The sequence below is a fragment of the Lysinibacillus sp. 1 U-2021 genome (assembly GCF_029916965.1).
GTDB classification, from domain to species: Bacteria; Bacillota; Bacilli; order Bacillales_A; family Planococcaceae; genus Lysinibacillus; species Lysinibacillus capsici.
Window position 1 is genome coordinate 1,536,322 of record NZ_CP123966.1, and the last position, 21,650, is coordinate 1,557,971.

At 36.0% G+C, this 21,650-nt stretch carries 19 protein-coding genes; 14 read left to right on the plus strand and 5 right to left on the minus strand.

Translation table 11 applies throughout. The features are described 5' to 3' along the window. The first annotated feature begins 270 nt into the window (after nt 1-270). The 6 genes from QH639_RS07935 to QH639_RS07960 all read left to right on the plus strand — a co-directional run bounded on the left by QH639_RS07935 (nt 271) and on the right by QH639_RS07960 (nt 10,352). On the plus strand, nt 271-1,737 hold the full coding sequence (locus tag QH639_RS07935; RefSeq protein WP_131522045.1) for a UDP-N-acetylmuramoyl-L-alanyl-D-glutamate--2,6-diaminopimelate ligase: 1,467 nt from the start codon (nt 271-273) through the stop codon (nt 1,735-1,737). A gap of 135 nt (nt 1,738-1,872) precedes the next feature. Next, nucleotides 1,873-3,450: a peptide chain release factor 3 gene (locus QH639_RS07940; RefSeq protein WP_281115939.1), complete on the plus strand. Its 1,578-nt coding sequence runs from the start codon at nt 1,873-1,875 to the stop codon at nt 3,448-3,450. Between the two features lie 195 nt (nt 3,451-3,645). Further along, nucleotides 3,646-6,699 carry an efflux RND transporter permease subunit gene (locus QH639_RS07945; protein ID WP_281115940.1) on the plus strand — a complete coding sequence of 1,018 codons (3,054 nt, stop codon included), beginning with the start codon at nt 3,646-3,648 and terminating at the stop codon, nt 6,697-6,699. A gap of 19 nt (nt 6,700-6,718) precedes the next feature. After that, complete coding sequence (locus tag QH639_RS07950) at nt 6,719-7,804, plus strand: SDR family oxidoreductase (RefSeq protein ID WP_259420250.1); 1,086 nt, start codon at nt 6,719-6,721, stop codon at nt 7,802-7,804. Between the two features lie 325 nt (nt 7,805-8,129). Then, a complete protein-coding gene (locus tag QH639_RS07955) occupies nt 8,130-8,885 on the plus strand; it encodes a TerC family protein (protein ID WP_054549805.1) in 756 nt (251 codons plus the stop codon). A gap of 111 nt (nt 8,886-8,996) precedes the next feature. Continuing rightward, nucleotides 8,997-10,352, plus strand: coding sequence for a TrkH family potassium uptake protein (locus tag QH639_RS07960; RefSeq protein ID WP_036075771.1), 1,356 nt, complete (start codon nt 8,997-8,999; stop codon nt 10,350-10,352). Between the two features lie 342 nt (nt 10,353-10,694). Here QH639_RS07960 and QH639_RS07965 read toward each other — a convergent pair whose 3' ends face one another. After that, nucleotides 10,695-12,434, minus strand: coding sequence for a B12-binding domain-containing radical SAM protein (locus QH639_RS07965; RefSeq protein WP_048391998.1), 1,740 nt, complete (start codon nt 12,432-12,434; stop codon nt 10,695-10,697). Between the two features lie 311 nt (nt 12,435-12,745). On the opposite strand from QH639_RS07965, the gene QH639_RS07970 reads away from it, so the two are divergent. Next, nucleotides 12,746-14,113 carry an ATP-binding protein gene (locus QH639_RS07970; protein ID WP_237899417.1) on the plus strand — a complete coding sequence of 456 codons (1,368 nt, stop codon included), beginning with the start codon at nt 12,746-12,748 and terminating at the stop codon, nt 14,111-14,113. Between the two features lie 122 nt (nt 14,114-14,235). Further along, nucleotides 14,236-14,682 (plus strand): MarR family winged helix-turn-helix transcriptional regulator, encoded by a 447-nt coding sequence (locus tag QH639_RS07975; RefSeq protein WP_004224579.1) that lies wholly within the window; start codon nt 14,236-14,238, stop codon nt 14,680-14,682. A gap of 84 nt (nt 14,683-14,766) precedes the next feature. Here the strand turns inward: QH639_RS07975 and QH639_RS07980 are convergent, their stop codons facing one another. The 3 genes from QH639_RS07980 to QH639_RS07990 all read right to left on the minus strand — a co-directional run bounded on the left by QH639_RS07980 (nt 14,767) and on the right by QH639_RS07990 (nt 16,406). Continuing rightward, nucleotides 14,767-15,459: a hypothetical protein gene (locus tag QH639_RS07980; protein ID WP_131521703.1), complete on the minus strand. Its 693-nt coding sequence runs from the start codon at nt 15,457-15,459 to the stop codon at nt 14,767-14,769. 61 nt (nt 15,460-15,520) lie between these two features. After that, nucleotides 15,521-16,138 (minus strand): CPBP family intramembrane glutamic endopeptidase, encoded by a 618-nt coding sequence (locus QH639_RS07985; protein WP_131521702.1) that lies wholly within the window; start codon nt 16,136-16,138, stop codon nt 15,521-15,523. A gap of 79 nt (nt 16,139-16,217) precedes the next feature. After that, complete coding sequence (locus QH639_RS07990; RefSeq protein WP_004224583.1) at nt 16,218-16,406, minus strand: YkvS family protein; 189 nt, start codon at nt 16,404-16,406, stop codon at nt 16,218-16,220. 123 nt (nt 16,407-16,529) lie between these two features. Between QH639_RS07990 and QH639_RS07995 the strand changes: the two genes are divergently transcribed. The 3 genes from QH639_RS07995 to QH639_RS08005 all read left to right on the plus strand — a co-directional run bounded on the left by QH639_RS07995 (nt 16,530) and on the right by QH639_RS08005 (nt 18,153). Further along, nucleotides 16,530-16,718, plus strand: a complete 189-nt coding sequence (locus QH639_RS07995; RefSeq protein ID WP_016992451.1) for a hypothetical protein — start codon at nt 16,530-16,532, stop codon at nt 16,716-16,718. A gap of 92 nt (nt 16,719-16,810) precedes the next feature. Next, nucleotides 16,811-16,987: an aspartyl-phosphate phosphatase Spo0E family protein gene (locus tag QH639_RS08000; protein WP_080717115.1), complete on the plus strand. Its 177-nt coding sequence runs from the start codon at nt 16,811-16,813 to the stop codon at nt 16,985-16,987. Between the two features lie 299 nt (nt 16,988-17,286). Further along, nucleotides 17,287-18,153 (plus strand): NAD(P)-dependent oxidoreductase, encoded by an 867-nt coding sequence (locus tag QH639_RS08005; protein WP_131521701.1) that lies wholly within the window; start codon nt 17,287-17,289, stop codon nt 18,151-18,153. A 68-nt stretch (nt 18,154-18,221) separates the two neighbouring features. Here the strand turns inward: QH639_RS08005 and QH639_RS08010 are convergent, their stop codons facing one another. Beyond that, nucleotides 18,222-18,614, minus strand: coding sequence for a DoxX family protein (locus QH639_RS08010; RefSeq protein ID WP_131521700.1), 393 nt, complete (start codon nt 18,612-18,614; stop codon nt 18,222-18,224). A 157-nt stretch (nt 18,615-18,771) separates the two neighbouring features. Between QH639_RS08010 and QH639_RS08015 the strand changes: the two genes are divergently transcribed. From QH639_RS08015 to QH639_RS08025, 3 genes are all read left to right on the plus strand, one after another. After that, the gene (locus tag QH639_RS08015; RefSeq protein WP_016992449.1) at nt 18,772-19,092 is read left to right on the plus strand and encodes a winged helix-turn-helix transcriptional regulator; all 321 of its coding nucleotides are present in this window, start codon (nt 18,772-18,774) and stop codon (nt 19,090-19,092) included. A 203-nt stretch (nt 19,093-19,295) separates the two neighbouring features. Next, nucleotides 19,296-20,618: an MFS transporter gene (locus QH639_RS08020; RefSeq protein WP_131521699.1), complete on the plus strand. Its 1,323-nt coding sequence runs from the start codon at nt 19,296-19,298 to the stop codon at nt 20,616-20,618. Between the two features lie 65 nt (nt 20,619-20,683). Beyond that, nucleotides 20,684-21,586, plus strand: a complete 903-nt coding sequence (locus tag QH639_RS08025) for a chemotaxis protein (RefSeq protein ID WP_048391990.1) — start codon at nt 20,684-20,686, stop codon at nt 21,584-21,586. Nucleotides 21,587-21,650: the final 64 nt, after the last annotated feature.

The following is a 21,650-nucleotide window of genomic DNA, read 5'->3' on the forward strand; positions in this document are numbered from 1 at the left end:
AAGATGCATAGACAATTGTTCTCTAAATAACCCTTTCTCGTTATGTCGAAAAATGCCGATTGGTGATTATAATTAAAAATTTAAAGAAAACATGATTTTTTCTTCAAAATGAAAGCGTTTTCGTTGAAAAAATACAAGAGAGGCATTTTATTTATTATGAAATAAGTAGTAAAATAAGTTCAATAGAACGTGGGGGATTTCATATTGTCGTTTTTTGTCGATTATTAAAAATGATGACATGAGTGTAGAGATTGATTGGAGGACTATGAAATGTATGCAGAGGAATTGTTAAGCGCATTACCTTTGAAAAAAATAATTGGCGTGCTGCCTGATCAGGTTAGCGATATCGTAGTAGATTCAAGAAGTGTGCAACCAAATAGCATGTTTGTTTGTATCAAAGGTTATACAGTAGATGGGCATGATTATGCACAAAAGGCTGTAGATGGTGGCGCAACAATTGTTGTGACGGAGCGAGAATTACCGCTAGGAGAGACGATTGCACAAGTCATTGTGAAAGATACAGATCGTGCAGTAGGTTTACTAGCTGCGAAGTTCTTTGATTATCCTTCTAAGGACATAACAATGATTGGTGTAACAGGAACGAATGGTAAAACATCCGTAACAGGAATTATTCAAAATATCATGCATGGTATGGGCGAGAAATCAGCTTTAACCGGCACAATTGGCTTTAATTTAAATGGAATTTTATATGAATCAGCTAATACAACGAGTGATGCGTTATCGACACAACAAATGATTTTCCGTGCAAAAATGGAAGGCTGTCGATTAATGACAATGGAAGTTTCATCACACGGGTTAGCACTTGGACGTTTAGCAGGTGTCGATTATGATATCGCTATTTTTACGAATCTAACGCACGATCATCTTGATTTCCATGGTACGATGGAGGAATATGGGCATGCAAAAGGTTTATTATTTTCCCAACTTGGACAAGATTTAGAAAAAAATAAATTTGTTGTATTGAATGCTGACGATGCTTGGGCAGAGCGATATGCTGCAATGACACCATTTCCAGTGTGGACATATGGTTTAAAAAATGAAAATGCTGATTTCCGTGCCATTAACTGTGAATATCACGACTATATGACATCATTTGATGTGGAAATGCCTGAAGGAATTTATCGTGTAAAAATGAATCTGCTTGGGGAATTTAATATTTATAATGTATTGGCAGCCATGATTGCGTTTTATGGTAGGGGCTATTCAATGGAGTCCATTATTGAACAAATTGAGCAACTACCGCCAGTCAAGGGTCGTATGGAGAAAGTATGTTCAGATCTACCTGTGCAGATTTTTATTGATTATGCCCATACTCCAGATGCAATTGAAAAGGCAATTGAAGCAGCGCAACCTTATAAAAAGGGCAAGTTGATTTTCTTAGTTGGAACAGGTGGCAATCGTGATAAATCGAAGCGTCCTGCCATGGCTGAAAAAGCGTCTGCTGCGGAATATGTCATTTTAACGACAGATGATCCACGCTATGAAGACTACGATAGTATTACAGGCGACCTTGCTAAAGGTATGCTTCATGATAATTATGCTTGTATTGGAGATCGTGCAGAGGCAGTGCGCCATGCGATTGAAATTGCTGAACCGGGTGACATGATTATTTTTGCTGGTAAAGGCCATGAGGATTATCAAATTATCGAAAATACCAAATTTCCACATAGTGATGCAGAAATTGCGATAGAAGCAGGCCGATTAAAATTCGTGTGATGAAAGCTAAATTCTTAGGAAACCCTTTTAGTTGTAACTAAAGGGTTTTCTTTTTTGAGATTTCATGTAAAAAGGTTGTACGAAAGGCAAGTCTTCTTTTATTATTATTAAGTATGAAAAAAGGAGAATGACGAGATGAATTCAAATTTAGAAAAAGATATACTATCGCGTCGTACTTTTGCCATTATCAGTCACCCTGATGCTGGGAAAACGACGATTACAGAAAAGCTTTTACTTTTTGGTGGTGCCATTCGAGATGCAGGTACAGTAAAAGGGAAAAAAACAGGTAAATTTGCAACATCGGACTGGATGGAGATCGAAAAACAACGTGGGATTTCGGTTACTTCATCTGTCATGCAATTCGATTATAACGGCTCTCGTGTGAATATTTTGGATACCCCTGGTCACCAAGATTTCTCGGAAGACACATATCGTACATTGATGGCTGTAGATAGTGCTGTCATGGTAGTGGATGCTGCCAAAGGGATCGAGGCACAGACTTTAAAGCTATTTAAGGTTTGTAAAATGCGTGGTATTCCTATTTTTACATTTATTAATAAGTTAGACCGTCAAGGGAAAGAGCCGCTTGAATTGATCGAAGAGCTTGAAGAGGTATTAGGTATCAATGCATATCCTATGAACTGGCCAATCGGTATGGGTAAAGAGTTCCTTGGTATTTATGATCGTTACAATAAACGCATTGAGCAATTCCGTACAGATGAAGCGGAACGTTTCTTACCAATTGACGACAATGGGGAGCTTGCTGTGGAGCATCCAATGAAGGTGACTTCTTATTATTCACAAGCAATGGACGATATTTTACTTTTAGATGAAGCGGGAAATGCATATTCTGAGGAAAAAATTCGTCGTGGGGAATTAACACCTGTATTCTTTGGTTCAGCATTAACGAACTTTGGTGTTCAAACTTTCCTGGAAACCTATTTACAATTCGCTCCGACGCCGCAGCCAAGAATTACTGAAGATGAGCAGTTTATTGATCCTGTGGAGCATGATGAGTTTTCAGGTTTTATTTTCAAGATTCAGGCCAATATGAATCCAGCACACCGTGATCGTATTGCCTTTGTACGTATTGTTTCTGGTAAATTTGAACGTGGAATGAATATGACGTTATCTCGTACAGGGAAGTCATTTAAAGTCACACAATCTACACAGTTCCTTGCAGACGATCGTGAGACAGTAGATGAAGCAGTTGCTGGTGATATTATTGGTTTGTACGATACAGGAACATACCAAATTGGAGACACTGTTGTAGGTGGCAAGAAAACATTCCAATTTGAAAAATTACCACAGTTTACACCAGAATTATTCGTCCGTGTCACGGCGAAGAACGTTATGAAATCAAAGCAATTCCATAAAGGGATTTTACAATTAGTGCAAGAGGGTGCTATTCAATACTATAAAACGCTGCATACAGAGGAAGTTATACTTGGAGCAGTTGGTCAATTACAATTTGAAGTATTTGAACATCGTATGAAAAATGAATACAATGTGGAAGTAAAAATGGAGCCAATTGGTTCGAAAATCGCACGCTGGATTGAAAATGAAGAGGATGTCAAAGAATCAATGTCATCAGGTCGATCAATGCTTGTAAAAGACCGTTTTGACAATCTTGTTTTCCTATTTGAAAATGAGTTCGCTATGCGTTGGTTTGCAGATAAAAACGAAAGCATTAAACTTTATAGCCTTTTATAATTATAAAACACGAATCGACAATTTTGCGATTCGTGTTTTTTTGCAAGGAAAAATGACACTGTTTGTAGAATATATACATTATTAGGAAATATAAGTTTCCTTAGAGATAGTATCTCAATAACGGGAGCTTATTTATAAAATAATCTCCTTTTCGGCTATCATAGAAAGGAAGAGGTAGAAAAGGAGTTTGTTTATATGAATATTAGTCATTTTTCTATTAAAAGACCTGTCTTTACGATTGTTACTATGCTTTTTGTCATCATACTAGGCGGTGTATCTTTATTAAAAATACCGATTACGTTAATTCCAGAGTTAAATCCACCTATTGGAGTGGTTGTCACCTCTTATCCTGGGGCAAGCCCGACGGAGGTAAATGAAAAGATAACGAAGCCATTAGAGGCTACACTTGCCACCTTACCTGGTATCAAAAAAATCCAGTCAACCTCCCAGGAAGGCTCCAATTTAATTGTGCTTGAGTTCAACTGGTCCACAAATATGGATGTTGTCCAACTTGATATTTTACAGCGAATTGATATGACCCCATTGCCTAATGATGCTGGCAAGCCTAGTTTCCTAAAATTTGATCCGTCTCAATTTCCTATTATTCAGCTGTCTTTACGTGCGGAAAATAATCAAGTAGATGTACGTGTATTAGCAGAGCACTTAGAGAAGGAACTGCTACGGACAGTGGGTGTTGCCAGTGTGAATGTTTCTGGCAAATTGATTGATGAAATCCAAATAGAATTGGATGAAGCAAAGCTAGTTGAAAAAGGCTTGACTCAGACAGACGTGATGCAAATAGTTCAAGCGAATAATGTGTCTCTTCCTGGTGAGCCTGTTTCAACAGATGCTGGCAAAATGCTAACAACACGTATAGTTAGCACATTATCTTCTCCGGAGAGCATTGCCAATTTAATTGTTTCGGTGGACCCTTTAACGGGCAAATCATTAACCATTGGTGATCTTGCAACCGTTAAGAGGACAGAACAACAATCTATTACCACAACACGAGCAAATGAGCTTCCAGCAGTTCTTATGTCTGTATTACAGGAATCTGGTGCAAATACGGCAGAGGTTTCTAAGGATTTCCAGAAGGCCTTAGAGACATTACTAAAGAAAGATCAGTATAAAGGTATCACAGCAGATATTTTAATTGATCAAGGTAATTATGTGGATTTAGCGATTAGTAATATTGGCTCTTCCTTACTTTTAGGTGGATTATTTGCGATGTTCATCCTATTTGTTTTTTTACGTAGTGTAAAGAGTCCGATCATTATTGGTATTGCGATTCCTTACTCCGTTATTGTCACATTTGTTTTGATGTTTTTTGCGGATTTTTCCCTCAATATTATGACATTAGGTGCTCTGGCACTTGGAATTGGTATGCTTGTGGATAATGCCATAGTCGTTATTGAGAATATAGAAAGACATCTAGGACTAGAAAAAGACCCGATAACTGCAGCAAAGGAAGGAACAAAGGAAGTAGCCCTTGCCATTACAGCTTCCACTTTAACCACAATAGCAGTATTCATTCCTGTTATGTTCATCGAAGGATTGATTGGTCAAATATTTACAGAGTTTGCCTTAACAATCTCATTCAGCTTAATTGCATCTTTAGTAGTTGCGCTTACAGTCGTTCCGATGCTAGCAAGTCGACTTTTAAAAATGAAAAACAATAATTTTTATGTACAACGCAGTAAATCACGTTTTTATAGGCATTACAAGGCGTCAATTGTATGGGTACTAAAGCATCGAATGCTTATACTGCTTTTTACAGTGGTTTGCTTTAGTCTTTCTTTGTTTGGACTGACTAGAATAGGTACTGAATTTTTACCGCCTACAGATGAGGGGTTCACCTCTATAAGTGTCAATCTTGAAAAAGGTGTCGCTGTATCAGAAACAGAAAAGATTGTTAAGCAAATTGAGGAACGTTTAAAGCAGGAAAAGGATGTAGATGTGTATGTTAGTTTAATTGGCGGTACACAACAATCCCAAGCACGTGGACAAACTAGCGCCAACCAAGCTGAGATATATGTAAAGCTTGTCCCATTAGCAGAAAGGCAACGTTCCATTTTCAAATTTGTAGAAGAGCTAGAACAAGATATACAGGGAGAGCTTGAAGAGCAAGCTGAAATTACATTTAATGTATCGACAGCTACAGGATCGTCACCACACACTTTAACATTCCGTTTAACAGATTCCGATGAACAGAGGCTACAGCAAACTGTTAAGAAAGTGCAGCAGGAACTACTAGCGATTCAGCAAGTGACAAATGTCTCTACGGATTTAGATAATACTGTTCAAGAGATTCAAATTGAGGTTAATCGTGAAAAAGCAAAAGACTATGGTTTTGCTCCAGCACAAATCGCTCAAACTGTAAATCAAATGACAAAAGGTCAATTAACGTCCCAATTGATTACTGATGACGGCGCAGTATTACCCGTTTATACAGGTTTTGGGCAGTCATTTAATACGAGTATAGATGCTTTAAAAGCCATGCAGCTGCGTTCGCCAGCAGGATTATTTGTAAAATTAGAGGAAGTGGCTACTGTTTCTATACAAGAGGGGCCAGTATCCATTCGTCGTTCTGATCAAGCAGCAGCAGTGGCCTTTTTTGTAGATTATGAAACAAAGGAATCGTTGGGAGGAATCTCTGCAAAAGTAGATCAAGCATTAGAACAAGTTAGTTTACCAACTACTACTCAAGTTGTATTCAGCGGGGACAGAGAGCTCTATGATAGTGCAATTGATGATATGTTACTAGCTGTGATGCTAGCAATCGTGCTTGTATATATTGTGATGGCAGCTCAATTTGAGTCATTTAAATTTCCGTTTGTTATCATGTTTACTGTCCCATTAATGATCATTGGTGTAGCGATAGCTATGTTCCTAACAAATACTTTAATTGGTGTAACCTCAGTTATCGGTATCTTAGTGCTAGTAGGAATAGTCGTAAATAATGGTATTGTGTTGGTAGATTATATTAATCAGCAAAAGGCAATGGGCATGCCAGCTTATGAGGCAATTTTACTTGCTACCCAAGATCGACTTCGTCCAATTTTAATGACAGCCTTAACAACTATTTTAGGGCTATTACCACTTGCACTGGGTATTGGAGAAGGTACCGAGATGAATCAGCCAATGGGGATTGCTGTTATCGGAGGGCTTGTGACCTCTACTTTACTGACGCTGTATATTGTACCGATCATTTACAGTTTAATGGATAAAGAAACAAGAAAGTTGCACTAGGTTCAAGGGGGAATGGGAGATGAAGGTTCATTTTTTTACAGGTTTTCCTGGTTTCATTTCAAGTCAACTAATACGAGCATTACTTCAAAAGAAACAAGCACAACAAGTCATTGCAATCGTATTGGCAGGTGAAACCATAAAGGCATATAAAGAAAAAAATAAAATATTAGAGGATTTTCCTGACTGTTCGATTCGCATTGTGGAAGGCGATATTACACTACCAAACCTTGGATTAGAAAATCAAATCCTTAAAGAAATTGTACCGCAAATTGAAGTGTTTTGGCATTTAGCTGCAATCTATGATTTAGCTGTACCACGTGATATTGCCTGGAAGGTAAATGTTCATGGTACAACAATGGTAAATGATTTTGTTCGCACCTTACCAAATTTACAGCGCTATATGTATTTCAGCACTGCCTATGTGGCTGGTACACGTGAGGGCGTACTGCGTGAAAATGAATTAATTCGACCAAGAGCATTTAAAAACCACTATGAGGAAACAAAATATGAGGCTGAGCACAGAGTAGAAGATTTAAAATCGGAAATACCGTTGACAATAATTAGACCTGGAATTGTTCGTGGTCATTCCCAAACTGGTGAAACCATTAAATTTGATGGTCCTTATTTCTTCTTAAACTTAGTTGAACGTTTAAAGGGTTTACCTTTTATTCCGTATATTGGTCAAACTACATCAACTATTAATGTAGTGCCGGTTGATTATATTATAAATGCTTCTACTTTTTTGGTTAGTGAACAGAGTGCAGAAGGGAAGACACTTCATTTAACTGATCCTAATCCTCACCCTGTACAGGAGGTATACCGTACAATGGTGAAACTAGTTACAAATTCTTATCCAAAAGGACGTTTACCATTTACATTGGCTAAGCTTTCATTGCAGATTCCATTTATTCGAAAAAAATTAGGTGTCGAACAAGAAACATTAGATTATTTAACATGGAATGCCTCATTTGATACGACTGAAGCACATCATATCTTACAAAAAGGTGGTATTACATGCCCTGATTTTTTACAGACGATGCCAAAAATGATTGAGTTTTATTTAGCACATAAGGAAGAGAAGAGCTATCAAATTCAGATTAAGTAACGAAAAAAACATATAGATATTTTTGTCAGTTGTAAATGATAGTGCTATAATATTTGAAAGAAGATACCTTCGACAATTTGTCAAAGGGGAGTAGCTAACAGGTAATTAACTTTCCCTGGTTTCACATTCGTCAAGACATGGTACAACCATCGGGTGTGATAGTGAATGGCTCTATACGTATGACGTGTAGATTGAAGTACCATAAATAGAAAGGGTACGAATTTACTTAGCGAGACCTTTGCCTGAATTAGGGCAGGGGTTTTTTTCTTTTATACTTGAATGACAGGGTCATTGAGGGTATAGAGAGCTTAGAGGAGGCACTAGAATGGAAGCGATTTTATTACAATATGGCTGGGTGTTAATTGTCCTTGTTGTATTAGAGGGATTACTAGCAGCTGATAACGCGGTAGTAATGGCTGTTATGGTGAAGCATTTACCACAAGAGCAGCAAAAAAAGGCATTATTTTATGGACTATTTGGAGCATTGATATTCCGATTCTCCGCATTATTTGTTATTACAGTTTTAGTAAATTATTGGCAAATACAAGCGGTCGGTGCAGCTTATCTATTATTTATGTCTGCGAAAAATATATATGATTTACGAAAACATAAAGATGAAGAAGAAGCAGCAACCGAAAATGGTGGAAAAAAGGGTTCTGGTTTCTGGTTAACAGTACTAAAGGTAGAGGCGGCCGATATAGCATTTGCTATTGATTCGATGCTAGCAGCCGTTGCAATTGCCGTCACTTTGCCACACTTAGGTGAATTTGATATTGGTGGCATCAATGGCGGTCAGTTCATTGTGATGCTCCTTGGCGGATTTATTGGTGTCATTATGATGCGGTTTGCGGCCCAATGGTTTGTAAAAATATTAAATGATTACCCTTCACTTGAAACAGCGGCATTTCTAATCGTTGGCTGGGTAGGTGTGAAGTTAGTTGTCTTAACATTGGCACATGAGAAGGTGGGAATATTGCCTAAAGAATTTCCACATTCCACGGCATGGGAGTTAACATTCTGGATTGTCCTAGTAGGTATTGCTTTTGTCGGCTATTTAGTCGGTGTAAGAAAGAAAAAATAAGTAGATGAACGTTGGAGGAATAGTTATCACTATTCCTCTTTCTTTTTTTATGTATTTTTTCTATACTATAATCTATCTAGTTGGGCATCATATGTGGGAGGAGTTGTTAAAGTGCCTTGGAAAAAATCATCAAATAAACTAGTCACACCATTTCAGGTACTTGTTTCTTATTATTTTATAGCAATAGCGATTTCCTTCCTGTTATTACGGCTTCCAGGCGTTCATCAAGAAGGTGTAAAAGTCTCTTTTTTAGATAGCTTGTTTACAGCAGTAAGTGCAGTAAGTGTTACTGGGTTAACAACCATTAATATTTCGGAAACCTATACTACCTTTGGGCTTGTAATGATTCTTGTTATTTTACAGTTAGGCGCCATTGGTATTATGTCACTTGGTACCTTTGTGTGGCTGCTTGTTGGGAAAAAAATAGGCATGCGTGAGCGTCAGTTAATCATGATTGATCATAACCAGTACAGTGTCTCTGGTGTTGTTAAATTAATCCGCGAAATTTTAAAAATTTTATTTGGCATTGAATTAACGGGTACCATTATTTTAACGCTACATTTTACCAATTATTTTGATACTTTAGAAGAAGCCTTTTTACATGGAATTTTTGCCTCTATTTCTGCTACGACAAATGGTGGATTCGATATAACGGGAATGAGCTTACTCCCATTCCATGATGATTATTTTGTACAGATGGTTACCATGGTACTCATTGTATTAGGTGCTATTGGATTTCCGGTGTTAATTGAATTGAAAACTTTTTTGCTTAATCGACGCGAGAATTTCCGTTTTAGTTTATTTACTAAAATCACTACTTCAACATACGCTATTTTATTCATAGTTGGTGCGCTTGTCATTTTACTACTTGAATCATTCCATTCTTTTAAGGAAATGTCTTGGCATGAGGCATTATTTTCAGCAATGTTCCATTCCGTATCAACGAGATCAGCTGGACTGACAACTTACGATGTCACGACTTTTAGTGAAGCTACAGATATATTCATGAGCTTCCTGATGTTCATTGGCTCTTCCCCAAGCTCAGTTGGTGGAGGTATTCGTACCACAACTTTTGCTTTGGCCATTTTATTCTTAATTACCTTTGCTAGAGGTAGAGAGGATATTCAAGTATTTGGACGAGAAATTCATTTGATTGATGTTTTCCGATCATTTGTTGTAATTTTATTAGCCTTTTTCATGGTATTAGTTGCAACCCTTATCTTGCTTATAACAGAGCCACAAGCATCTCTTATTCAAATTATTTTTGAAATTACTTCAGCGTTCGGTACATGTGGTATGTCATTAGGCATAACATCTGATTTATCAGTGGTTGGTAAAATCATTATCATTATTTTAATGTTTATTGGTCGAGTTGGATTAATATCATTCCTTTATACTCTTGGGGGTGGCGGAAGAGGAAAGAAATCAGGCTTCCACTATCCGAAGGAACGAGTAATCATTGGTTAAATTTTTAAAGTATGTGAGGCATTAAGTAAGGAATAATTCCATCGTAAACCTCATATAAAAGTAAAAATTAATATCTTGTCATAAAATATTCAAAAAATTTAAACTTTTATTTCCTGATTGGATAGATTGTTTTTTGGGCATTTTTTACAAAGTTTTATCAATCTTTGTTTAAGGAATTTGACCTAGATTTGTAAGAAAGGCTATGAGTACTTAACTAACCAAAAGAATGAAGCGCAGAAGGAATAAATTTAGTAGTAGTTACTGTTACTATGAGGATTTAAGAATCGTTTAAGTAATAAAAAAAGCTAGTCCTGATAGTTATAACAGGACTAGCGTTTCTTATTAGTTTGAGTAGATTGTTGCAAAGTAAGGTGCTTGACCATGTCGGAAATAGGTTAACAGATAGCCATTTTTTTGTACAATTTTGCCATTTGCGAACTCTTGGTAGTCAAGAGCATGAGGGATAATCAAGGTATGCTTAAACAATTCTTTTTCTGTTAACTTAAAGTTAGCAAATTCCTCGCCTGCGATAGCTGGATCTTCTCGTAAAGCGTGATAAAGGGCTTTTTGTTGCTCTTCTGTAGGACGCTCATTCCACCATAGCTTCCGTGGTTGGAACTGCTGAGCCATTAAATAATCAAGTTGCATTAAACTCTGGACAATGTTTAAATTCACATCATCAATCGTTTCTAAAAACATTAATAAACGACGGAATAAATCCTCTAGCTGATGGCCAATACGAGACCAACCTTTTGTTTCCCAATATGTTCCGAAGTTTTGGAAGAAATCAAATGGTGTATCAAAGACCTCTGTAACCAAGTATTCAATCGTATGATCCATACGGTGATCATTCCAATACTTTTCAAGAACATCCTCTGCATGTTTAATGCGAACGATATCATCAAATGTTAGAACATTATTTGAGAAGATTTCGTAAGGAGATAGATCCACATAGGTATAGCCAAACTTTTCGGCTTCTAATCGAAGTCCAGTGCCGCGTAAAAGTTTCAAAAATCCAAGCTGTAATTCCTCTGGCCGCATTGCAAAAACGTCATTAAATGTTTGACGAAAACTAGCGTAATCTTCCTCTGGTAAACCAGCAATTAAATCTAAATGTTGATCTATTTTTCCGCCATCTTTTACCATAGTTACTGTTCGCTTTAGTTTTTCAAAGTTTTGACGGCGTTTTACAAGGGTATTTGTTAAATCGTTCGTAGATTGAACACCTATTTCGAATCGGAACAAACCTTTTGGTGCATTATCATTTAAGAATTGGATGACTTCAGGGCGCATTATATCAGCCGTGATTTCAAACTGGAATACAACACCTGGTTTGTGTTCATCGATTAAAAATTGGAACATTTCCATTGCATAGCTACGACTGATGTTGAAGGTGCGATCCACAAATTTAATTGTACGAGCTCCATTATCCATTAAGAAACGAATATCCTCTTTTATTTTTTCACGGTTAAAGTATCGGACGCCAACTTCAATAGAAGATAAACAGAATTGGCAGCTAAATGGGCAGCCTCGGCTCGTTTCAATATATTGAATTCGCTTTCCTAGATAGGGAAGATCCTCCTCAAAACGAAAAGGACTTGGTAATTCGCGTAAATCAATTTTAGGAGGCATAGCGTGAATCTTAACTTTCTCGTCCTCTAAATAACAAATACCAGGAACATCTTCTAACAATATTTCACCATGGAAGTAGCGCAGTAATTGTTTAAATGAGGTTTCACCTTCACCCATTACAATGAAGTCTACCTCAGGTATTCGACGTAACCAATGGTGGCAATCATAAGATACCTCAGGCCCCCCGAGCAGAATTTTAACATTTGGACAGACAGTTTTTAACATCTTGATAACGTGTATGGTTTCTTCGATGTTCCAGATATAGCAACTAAATCCAACAATATCAGGTTTTTTTTGGAATAAATCTGATACAATATTAAAAGCAGGGTCTTTAATAGTATACTCTGCTATAATTGGATTAAACTCCGGTAAAGCTGCACCTTTTAAATAACGCAATGCTAAATTTGTGTGAATATACTTTGCATTCAAAGTAGTTAAAATAGTATTCATGCGATAATCTTCCTTTCAACATCCTATTGTATCAGTCAAGTATCTGACATACAATATAATTCTTTTTACCTATTTATTTTGTGAACGGTTCGTGAAATAATTTAAAATACTTAAATTTACTAAATTTTGTAATAATAGAATCGTGCTGTCATAAAGTATAGTAAAGGCTCAAAATTCGATTTTAGAGGTTTTTTACTCTTTTGAAAGGTTCGGTGAGAAAGTTGAAGCAAAATGATATTAATCAATGTTTTGGAAATCTTATGAAAAGTACTTCGTCACCAACACTTATACTCAATAAAGCAGGGAAAATTTTGAACGTCAATGAGGCTGCTATCAAACTTTTCAATCTTAATTTAACCTATATTGGCTATTTAGCTATGGACGAGCCATCTAATTTTAAATGGACTAAGTTCGTCAAACAGTTACAGAATGATTTACGTTCAGAGGAAATTTTCAATATTCGCACAGTTGGAAATGAATACGAAATGTTATCTTTCAAATGTTTTTACGATCCCAATACAGAGGAAATTGTTGCGCAAATTTCAACATTAAATGATGATGTTGCCCATAAATTATATGTTAGCCAAGCACATGAAAGAGCGCAATCTTTTAATGCCTACGATTACTTACCTTATGCTGTTATTGTTAGTGACGCTAGCGGTATTATTCTTGGGCTTAATAAATATGCCGAAATGTTTCTGAAAGTTGAAAATTCACAGCTCCTTCATAAAGCACATCAGCATATATTTGATTCATTTACATTAAAAAAAGGGCAAATTACATCCTACCTTTCTAAGTTAATGGGTGAAAAACATGCAAGCATTCATGTAGTCGATGAAACACAAGTGAGCAGAACTTGCTATTATGAAATTTCAAGTATTTTTGACGAATACAATAATATTATTGTCACTGTAATTAATGATGAAACAGAGAAAAAGCAACTTCAGCATAAAGTTGAGCATCAGCAAGCATTAAACGTGGTTGGACAGATGGCTGCGAGCATTGCACATGAAATACGTAACCCATTAACCTCTTTAAAGGGTTTTACTGAATTACTAAAGTTAAATGCTGATGATGAATCACGCATGTATCTCTCTGTTATTGACAGTGAGCTTCAACGGATGGAGCAAATTTTATCCGAATTATTAGTATTATCTAAGCCAACAACGATGAAAGTGGAATTATTAGAACTGGATCATATTGTAAAGCAAGTCATTGAGTTTATGCTACCAGATGCACTCATGAAAAATATTATGATTCAGTATATTTCAACCTCTACTCAAGTCTATATTGGTGGCAACGAGAATCGACTAAAGCAAGTGCTGATGAATTTAATTAAAAATGCAATGGAATCCATGAATAATGGTGGTACGATTACCGTCGAAATGGCAACAAATGACTGTGCGATTGTCGAACTGATGATAAAAGATGAAGGTGTTGGTATGGACAGCACGACACTTCAAAACCTATTCCAGCCTTTTTACACGACAAAATCAACAGGGACAGGACTGGGCCTTGCTTTCGTGAAAAAGGTAATTGAAGAACATGAAGGTGTAATTGGCGTTAGTAGTGAACTACAGAAGGGGACATGCTTCCATCTGCAGTTTCCAATTTACACATTTAATCAGATGGATACAATGGAAGTATCCACAAAGGATTCTGCTTATTTAGTAACATAAAGAAAGTAAAAATGGTTCCATAATGGACAACAAAACCTTCTAAATCATATATTGCTTTTGACAATGCTTTTCTAATGTCGCTATAATGTCATGTATAAAGAGCGAAGTGAGAGGAAAAGAATATGCCGTCAGAAGATCTAAAACAATCTTTAAAATTATATATTGTATTATCACGTGCACTAAAAGCAATTAATGAAACAACACATCAATTATTTCAGGATAATGGTTTAAACCCAACTGAATTTGCTGTTCTAGAACTTCTCTATCATAAAGGAAGACAGCCATTACAGCAAATTGGCAATAAAATTTTGTTAGCCAGTGGGTCTATTACGTATGTCATCGATAAGCTGGAGAAGAGAGGTTACTTATTAAGAGTATCTTGTCCTGCTGATCGTCGTGTTACGTATGCAGAAATCACCCCTGAAGGTGAAGCTTTTATGGGAGAGCTGTTCCCAAAACATGAACAGCATTTGCATGAATTAATGAGTGTACTATCCCCAGAAGAAAAAGAACAAGCGATTACGTTATTGAAGAAAATTGGTCTTTCTATAAAGGACCTATCTTATTAAAAAAGTTGTCTCATTGATTTGAGACAACTTTTTTATGATCAAATAGAAGGACGATAGACTTTGTCTATCGTCCTTAGCATTTTATTATTTTTTAGATATAGTCGCTGCCATATTAAGCATAGCATCTGTTAAATCCTGTTCATCATTATCATGAATAGTTAATTTTGTAATGAGACCATCTTTCTCAAGGACGACTCCAATTACTTTCTCAGTGTCGAAGTCCACAACATAACCCTCGATATTTTGAACGTCTTTGAATGCTGCTAATTCCTCAGCAGTTAGAGCTACTGTTTCACCTACTGCGTTCATATAATCTTGCATAGTTGTTTTTACTTCTTCAAAGCTTGATTGTGAAGCTTCAATTGTTTCAATACGCATAAACACTTCGTCATCATCATTGGACACTAACATGTCTTTACCAGGCTCTTCTTGTGTCAGTGTAAATCCAGGAAGCTGTTGTAGTTTATAGCTTTGATCAACACTTGCTGATTCAGTTGCCTTTTCTGTTTTATCTACACCATTTTGGACGTATTTTACATCTTGTTGAGGCTGTTTAGAAGCATCCTCTGTATTTGTTTCATTGGATGCAGGTGTCTCTTCTTCTTCCTCGTTTGATTCACCTGCTGTATCATCTCCAGATGGTTTTTGATCGGCAGCAGTATTTGATGGCTCATTTTGTTGAGCATCTGAATCCCCTGTTTTATCAGATGTATTACAACCTACAACTAATACGGCTGTTAGTAATAATGCAAGAATAGAAATTAATTTTTTTTGCATAAAAAACCCTCCTTTTCTAAATTAAACGTTAGTAAAGATAAAATGTTTCCAAATATTAATGTTATGATGTTAAAGGCAACACTAAAAATAATAATAGTACAAAAACGACATGAGCTACAATAACAAGTGGCATACTTTTACGCCATTCATATAAGAAGCCCCAAACAATGCTTGTTACCAATGCAGCAATGACACCAAGCATAAATCCGCTAAGGGCAATTGATACAGCACATAATACTGCGGTAACTATGACAGCCAGCGGAGGACGCATAAAACGTTTTAACTGTTGTTGGATATAACCACGCCAAAATAATTCTTCACCTATGGCGACGATAAATACGAGTAAAACATAGTGCCAAATATTTTGTGGTCCGTAGCTTGCTAAAAATTTTTGAACGGATTGTACTAAGTTATTATTAATATATGGAGCGAGCCAGTAACCAAAGCGAATAATACCATATGTGATGGTACCGTATCCAATACCGAAGAGTAAAAATTGCCATGTAGGTAATTGATCTTCAATGGAGCCAGCTAAAATGGCAATGGCAATACATACTAGTAAAGTGAATGCATACATGTACCAAAATACAGCTTGGTTAGCAAAGGTAAAAGCAAGCATGCCATAAACGAATAATAAAGAAAGGAGAAATAGTATTGTTTGTTTCGAATTTGTTAGCATATTCGACCTCCATACCTTAATCTTATCAAAAAAATAGTCCCTTATCATCTATTAAGACAAATAGGGACTATTCAGACTATTAAGCTTCATTAGTATATAAAATTTTATATCGTTTATGATTGACGACCGTTTTTTCTTCAATTTCAAGGGAATCAAAATTCTCCATATATGTTAAATTAACGATCACCGAATTTTCATTTACCTTTTCTACAATACCTTGGAGACCATTTTTAAACTCGATAATATTTCCAACTTCAGCTATTTTCACAGACAGTCAGCTCCTTCATCGACTAATAATATACAGTTTGCATGAAAAATTGGTAAACGTAAAGCTTTTTTTAAATAATTCATAATTTATTACACAAATGAGGCAAAGAGAGGAATAAAGTTCATGGAAAAATACGAAAATATGCTTAAACAATTACAAAATGGGGAAAGGGAAAGTATTGAAATTCAAAAGGAAGAATTTTACGAATTTCGTGAAATTCTTGTAAAACACCCATTATTTAAACATTTCAGAGGTGAGGCCAAGCAAAATGGGCGAATTATCTATACTTATACTGAAACACCTAGAAGTTAATTTGTCGAACATTGTCGTAAGTTAATGCTGTAAGAAATGAAATATAAATGTATAATAATGGTATGATTATTTGTGTGTGGAGGGTTGTATGAATGGTCAATCTACTCTTGAAACAAATGGAACAAACTCGTGAGATGATGATTCGCTCAGGTGTAGAAAACGGGTTACAAAATGCAAAAACCATTCAACTGAGTCGCAGATTAGATCAGTTAATGAATACTTATTATAGACAGATGGCATTTGAAGAAGAAAAAGACCAAGAAAACTAAAAAAGATTGTTCCAGTATTCAGAGTAAAAAACATTTTAACATATATGTTTAAAATGCATTTCAATGGGGAATAACTTACTATGAACACAGCAACATTCTCATTTCCCCCTTTAGAGCAGTGATCCCCCAATCACTTGCTCTCTTTTTTTGCTTATTCGGTATATATGCCCTACATATAAATTTTAGTACAAGTTGTGGGAAGAGTTTGAATTATTCCATTCATTCACCTAAACTGAAAAGATAGAGAGTTGGACTCCCACGGAGAGTACACACATTCTAAAACAAAGGAGCATGTACATATGACAAAGAAACGTATTGCATTTATTGGAACTGGAGTAATGGGTGCTAGTATTATTAAGCATTTATTAAAAAATGGTCATGAAGTAACCGTCTATACTCGTACGCAAGAAAAAGCAGAGCCTCTTGTTGCTCTAGGGGCTTCATGGGCAAGCTCACCTGCTGAAGCATTTAAAAATCATGAAATTGCCTTTACAATGGTTGGTTATCCTTCAGATGTAGAGGAAGTATATTTTGGGGGAAATGGCCTCTTCCAAACAGCAGAACAAGGCAACATTGTCATTGATATGACGACTTCAGAGCCATCTTTAGCAAAGAAAATTTATATGCATGCTCAATCCATTGGTGTAGAGGCTTTAGACGCCCCTGTTTCAGGTGGGGATATTGGTGCACAAAATGGCACTTTGTCTATCATGATGGGTGGCGATCAGGACACATACGACAAGGTATTGCCCATTATGAAGCAATTTGGTGAAAATATAATTTATCAGGGTGAAGCAGGAGCTGGGCAGCATGCAAAGATGTGCAATCAAATTGTCATTGCCTCTGGTATGATTGGCGTGTGTGAATCACTAGCTTATGGACTAAAGGCAGGATTAGATTTACCGACCGTATTACAATCGATCTCTTCAGGTGCAGCAGGTTCATGGTCTTTAAGCAATTTAGCCCCACGTATGATAAAAGAAGATTTTGCACCAGGCTTTTATATTAAACATTTTGTAAAGGATATGAAAATAGCTTTAGATGAGTCAAACAAAATGGGCATCACATTACCAGGACTTGCATTAGCCTATGAAATGTATGAGAAATTAATCGCAGCAGGCTATGGTGATAATGGTACACAAGCACTCTTAAAGTATTATAAATAATTCTCGATGCGAATATGAATAGGAAACCTGAAGACTCCTTAAATGGAAGACCTTCAGGTTTTTTTGTTTTACTCTTTCCCGAAAAGTTGAGAATCCAGTGAGAAGTTTGATGCGCCTGCGAGAGCAAAGTAAAGAGCTATTGCACCTAAAGCTAAATCTAATTCATAACCAGCCAATCCATCTGCCCCGATAAAGCCGATGCTAAGTTTTGCTGTAAAGATCGCCACAATCATTGTAATGGTTAATAAAGCACCAAATATTCTTGTTGCTAAACCTAAAATAATTGCAATTCCACCTACTAATTCAATAATTGCCACGATATACGCCATAAATCCTGGTATACCTAGGCTTTCAAAGAAGTCAGCTGTATAGCTAATACCACCTTGAAATTTTTGGAAACCATGCACTGCAAAAATAACGCCTAGAACGATACGTAAAATTGTTGAACCAATATTTTGCATAATAAAGTAACTCCTTTTCTTTTTTGCTTACAATTCGTAACTTAGTTTATTTTTAAAAACAACTTTTGTCAAGTAACTTAATGTATTTTTAGAACAGACTTTTTAAAAAAGTGATATACTGTTAAATAGGAACTAATATACAAAGGGGGTAAGTGATTTGGATCAAAAAAATATTTGTCCACGATTTGAAAAAGCACTCATGATATTAAATCATCGTTGGAATACACTACTTATTTATCAGCTACTAGATGGTCCGCAAAGGTATTCGACTATTAAAAATCAGCTGAATATTAGTAGTCGTGTATTAACAGAACGTTTAAAGGAGTTAGAGACTGAGCAAATAGTGCTACGTACAGTAATTCCATCAACACCAGTTGTCATTGAGTATGAACTGACGGAAAAGGGGTATGCTATTGCACCCGTGTTAAAAGCGATTGAGCAATGGTCCTCTGAATGGGTGACAATAGATATAGAATGATAAAAAGGTATTCAAGCGAGGGGCTTGAATACCTTTTTTGATTTTACACAGAAAACAAGTGTTCAATTATCGACCATTTGGCAGTTATTTTTCAGTGAATTTACTGTTATATTGTAAATAATATTAATTTTCTTTAAAAAAAGGTATTTTTTATTTCAGAGAGAAATTAATTGTTTATTATAGAGAATGGAGAGGAGGGTTTTATGAAGAAGAGTACAGCTATAGACGTACAACATCGAAGTCAATTAGCCATTTATTTATCATTACCGATACTTTCATGGGCATTTTATGATTTTGCGAATACAATTTTTTCTTCAAATATAAATACAATATTTTTTCCCTTTTACATGGATGAGGTTTTAGGAACAAATGAAGTCATGCAACAAGTTGCGAGCACCTTTATATCTTATGCAAATGCCATTGCAAGCTTGTTGCTCGTTATCTTTTCACCACTTTTCGGTGTGTGGATTGATAACACAGGTTATAAAAAGAGATTTATTGTATGGTTTGCTTCCATATCTATTGTGTTTACGTTTATGATGGGAATATTTGCGAATGTACAAACCACTGTCAATTACTCTGGTGTGCCTCTTAGTTTATTTTTGGTAGTTGCAAGTTTTGTCATAGCAAAATTTTTCTTTAATTCAAGTTTAGTATTTTATGATTCTATGATGGGCGATCTAGGAACAAAAGAAGAGATGCCCCTCATTTCAGGGTATGGTGTTGCAATTGGGTATCTTGGTACACTTTTTGGATTACTTGTTTACTTGTATGTTGGTAACAGCGATTTTCATCGGGCGTTTATTCCAACAGCCATTCTGTATTTACTCTTTTCATTGCCATTATTCTTAATTAATAAAGATACACCGATCCCAAAGTCACAACGGAAGTCCTTAAAGTTTTTAGATGGTTATAAAGAAATCATTCAAACATTTAAAGATATGAAGCAATATAAAGCAATCTTTACCTTTATGATTGCTTATTTCTTTCTAAATGATGCCATTGCTACAACGATTGCTATGATGGCTGTTTATGCGACAACAATTGTTGGCTTTAGTTCTGGCCAATTTATCGTTCTTTATTTGGTCTCTACTGTCTCAACAATCATTGGGTCACTTGCCTTTGGGTATATTACGAAATCAATAGGCGCTAAACGTGCCATTACAATTGTTGCCCTTATTATGATTGTTGCTTTGATATTCGCTGTTTTTGCTTCAGCACAATGGATGTTCTGGCTTGCTGGTAGTCTATTTGGTATATCACTTGGCTCAATGTGGGTGACATCTCGGACCTATATTATTGAATTATCACCGAATGAGAAACGTGGACAATTTTTTGGGTTGTTTGCTTTTTCAGGTAAAGTTTCATCCATTATTGGTCCAGCCATATATGGAACGGTTACATTGTGGATGAAGGATTATGGTACTATTGCTAGTCGTGTAGCATTATCAACGTTGATCGTTATGACTGTCGTTGGTCTATTGGTACATCTAAAAGTTAATGATAAAAATGGAAATAGCAAGTAGGAGAAATGTATTGCCTATGATACAATTGAATTATAAACAGATGTAGAGAAAGGAGCGGGGTTGCATTGGAACATAAAGGAATATTATTAGAAAGTGGCACAAATGAGCTAGAGATTGTTGAATTTGAAGTAGCAAACAATAAATTCGGCATCAATGTTATTAAAGTAAAAGAAATTATTCAACCGATCCCAGTAACGTTTATCCCACACGCGCACCCGCATGTAGAAGGAATCATTCAATTACGAGGTGAGGTATTACCTGTTGTAGATATGCTACGAGTATTAGGGATTCAAGGTGCTGAGCGTAATCCACAACAAAAATATATTGTAGCAGAATTTAATAAACAACGTGTCGTTTTCCATGTAGATAATGTAACACAAATTCATCGTATTTCTTGGAATCAAATTGAAAAGCCTTCAGATATGTATCAGGGAGGTACATCGCAAGTAATCGGAGTGATTAAACAGAATGAGCAAATGATTCTATTATTAGATTTCGAAAGAATTATGGTGGATATCAATCCTGCATCAGGAATTAGTGTGGAATCTGTTAAAAAGCTCGGTAAACGTGAGCGATCTGGAAAGCGAATTTTAATTGCAGAAGATTCACCGTTATTACGTAAATTACTGTTCGATACAATGAGTGAAGCTGGTTATGACAATGTTGAATTCTTTGAAAATGGCCGCGATGCTTATGAATATTTAGAGGGAATTGCAAAGAGTGGTAGTGACATAGCTGAGCATATTCAATTGGTGGTAACGGATATTGAAATGCCACAAATGGATGGCCATCATTTAACACGAAAAATCAAAGAGCATCCCGATCTTCAAAAGCTTCCTGTTATCATTTTTTCAAGTCTAATTACAGATGACCTTCGTCATAAAGGTGATCAAGTAGGGGCTGAGGATCAAATAAGTAAGCCAGAAATTGCAGAGCTCATTTTACGTGTTGACCAACTTATTCTGTAATCACCATGGCTTGATACTTCTCAATTTTAATAATGGGTATCCTGCAAGTATAAATAAATGAAAG

What these genes read in the sequence shown, in the direction of transcription:
- QH639_RS07935 (WP_131522045.1), top strand. Translation starts at nt 271, where the DNA reads ATGTATGCAGAGGAATTGTTAAGCGCATTACCTTTGAAAAAAATAATT.
- QH639_RS07940 (WP_281115939.1), top strand. Translation starts at nt 1,873, where the DNA reads ATGAATTCAAATTTAGAAAAAGATATACTATCGCGTCGTACTTTTGCC.
- QH639_RS07945 (WP_281115940.1), top strand. Translation starts at nt 3,646, where the DNA reads ATGAATATTAGTCATTTTTCTATTAAAAGACCTGTCTTTACGATTGTT.
- QH639_RS07950 (WP_259420250.1), top strand. Translation starts at nt 6,719, where the DNA reads ATGAAGGTTCATTTTTTTACAGGTTTTCCTGGTTTCATTTCAAGTCAA.
- QH639_RS07955 (WP_054549805.1), top strand. Translation starts at nt 8,130, where the DNA reads ATGGAAGCGATTTTATTACAATATGGCTGGGTGTTAATTGTCCTTGTT.
- QH639_RS07965 (WP_048391998.1), bottom strand. Translation starts at nt 12,434, where the DNA reads ATGAATACTATTTTAACTACTTTGAATGCAAAGTATATTCACACAAAT.
- QH639_RS07975 (WP_004224579.1), top strand. Translation starts at nt 14,236, where the DNA reads ATGCCGTCAGAAGATCTAAAACAATCTTTAAAATTATATATTGTATTA.
- QH639_RS07980 (WP_131521703.1), bottom strand. Translation starts at nt 15,459, where the DNA reads ATGCAAAAAAAATTAATTTCTATTCTTGCATTATTACTAACAGCCGTA.
- QH639_RS07985 (WP_131521702.1), bottom strand. Translation starts at nt 16,138, where the DNA reads ATGCTAACAAATTCGAAACAAACAATACTATTTCTCCTTTCTTTATTA.
- QH639_RS07995 (WP_016992451.1), top strand. Translation starts at nt 16,530, where the DNA reads ATGGAAAAATACGAAAATATGCTTAAACAATTACAAAATGGGGAAAGG.
- QH639_RS08000 (WP_080717115.1), top strand. Translation starts at nt 16,811, where the DNA reads ATGGTCAATCTACTCTTGAAACAAATGGAACAAACTCGTGAGATGATG.
- QH639_RS08005 (WP_131521701.1), top strand. Translation starts at nt 17,287, where the DNA reads ATGACAAAGAAACGTATTGCATTTATTGGAACTGGAGTAATGGGTGCT.
- QH639_RS08010 (WP_131521700.1), bottom strand. Translation starts at nt 18,614, where the DNA reads ATGCAAAATATTGGTTCAACAATTTTACGTATCGTTCTAGGCGTTATT.
- QH639_RS08020 (WP_131521699.1), top strand. Translation starts at nt 19,296, where the DNA reads ATGAAGAAGAGTACAGCTATAGACGTACAACATCGAAGTCAATTAGCC.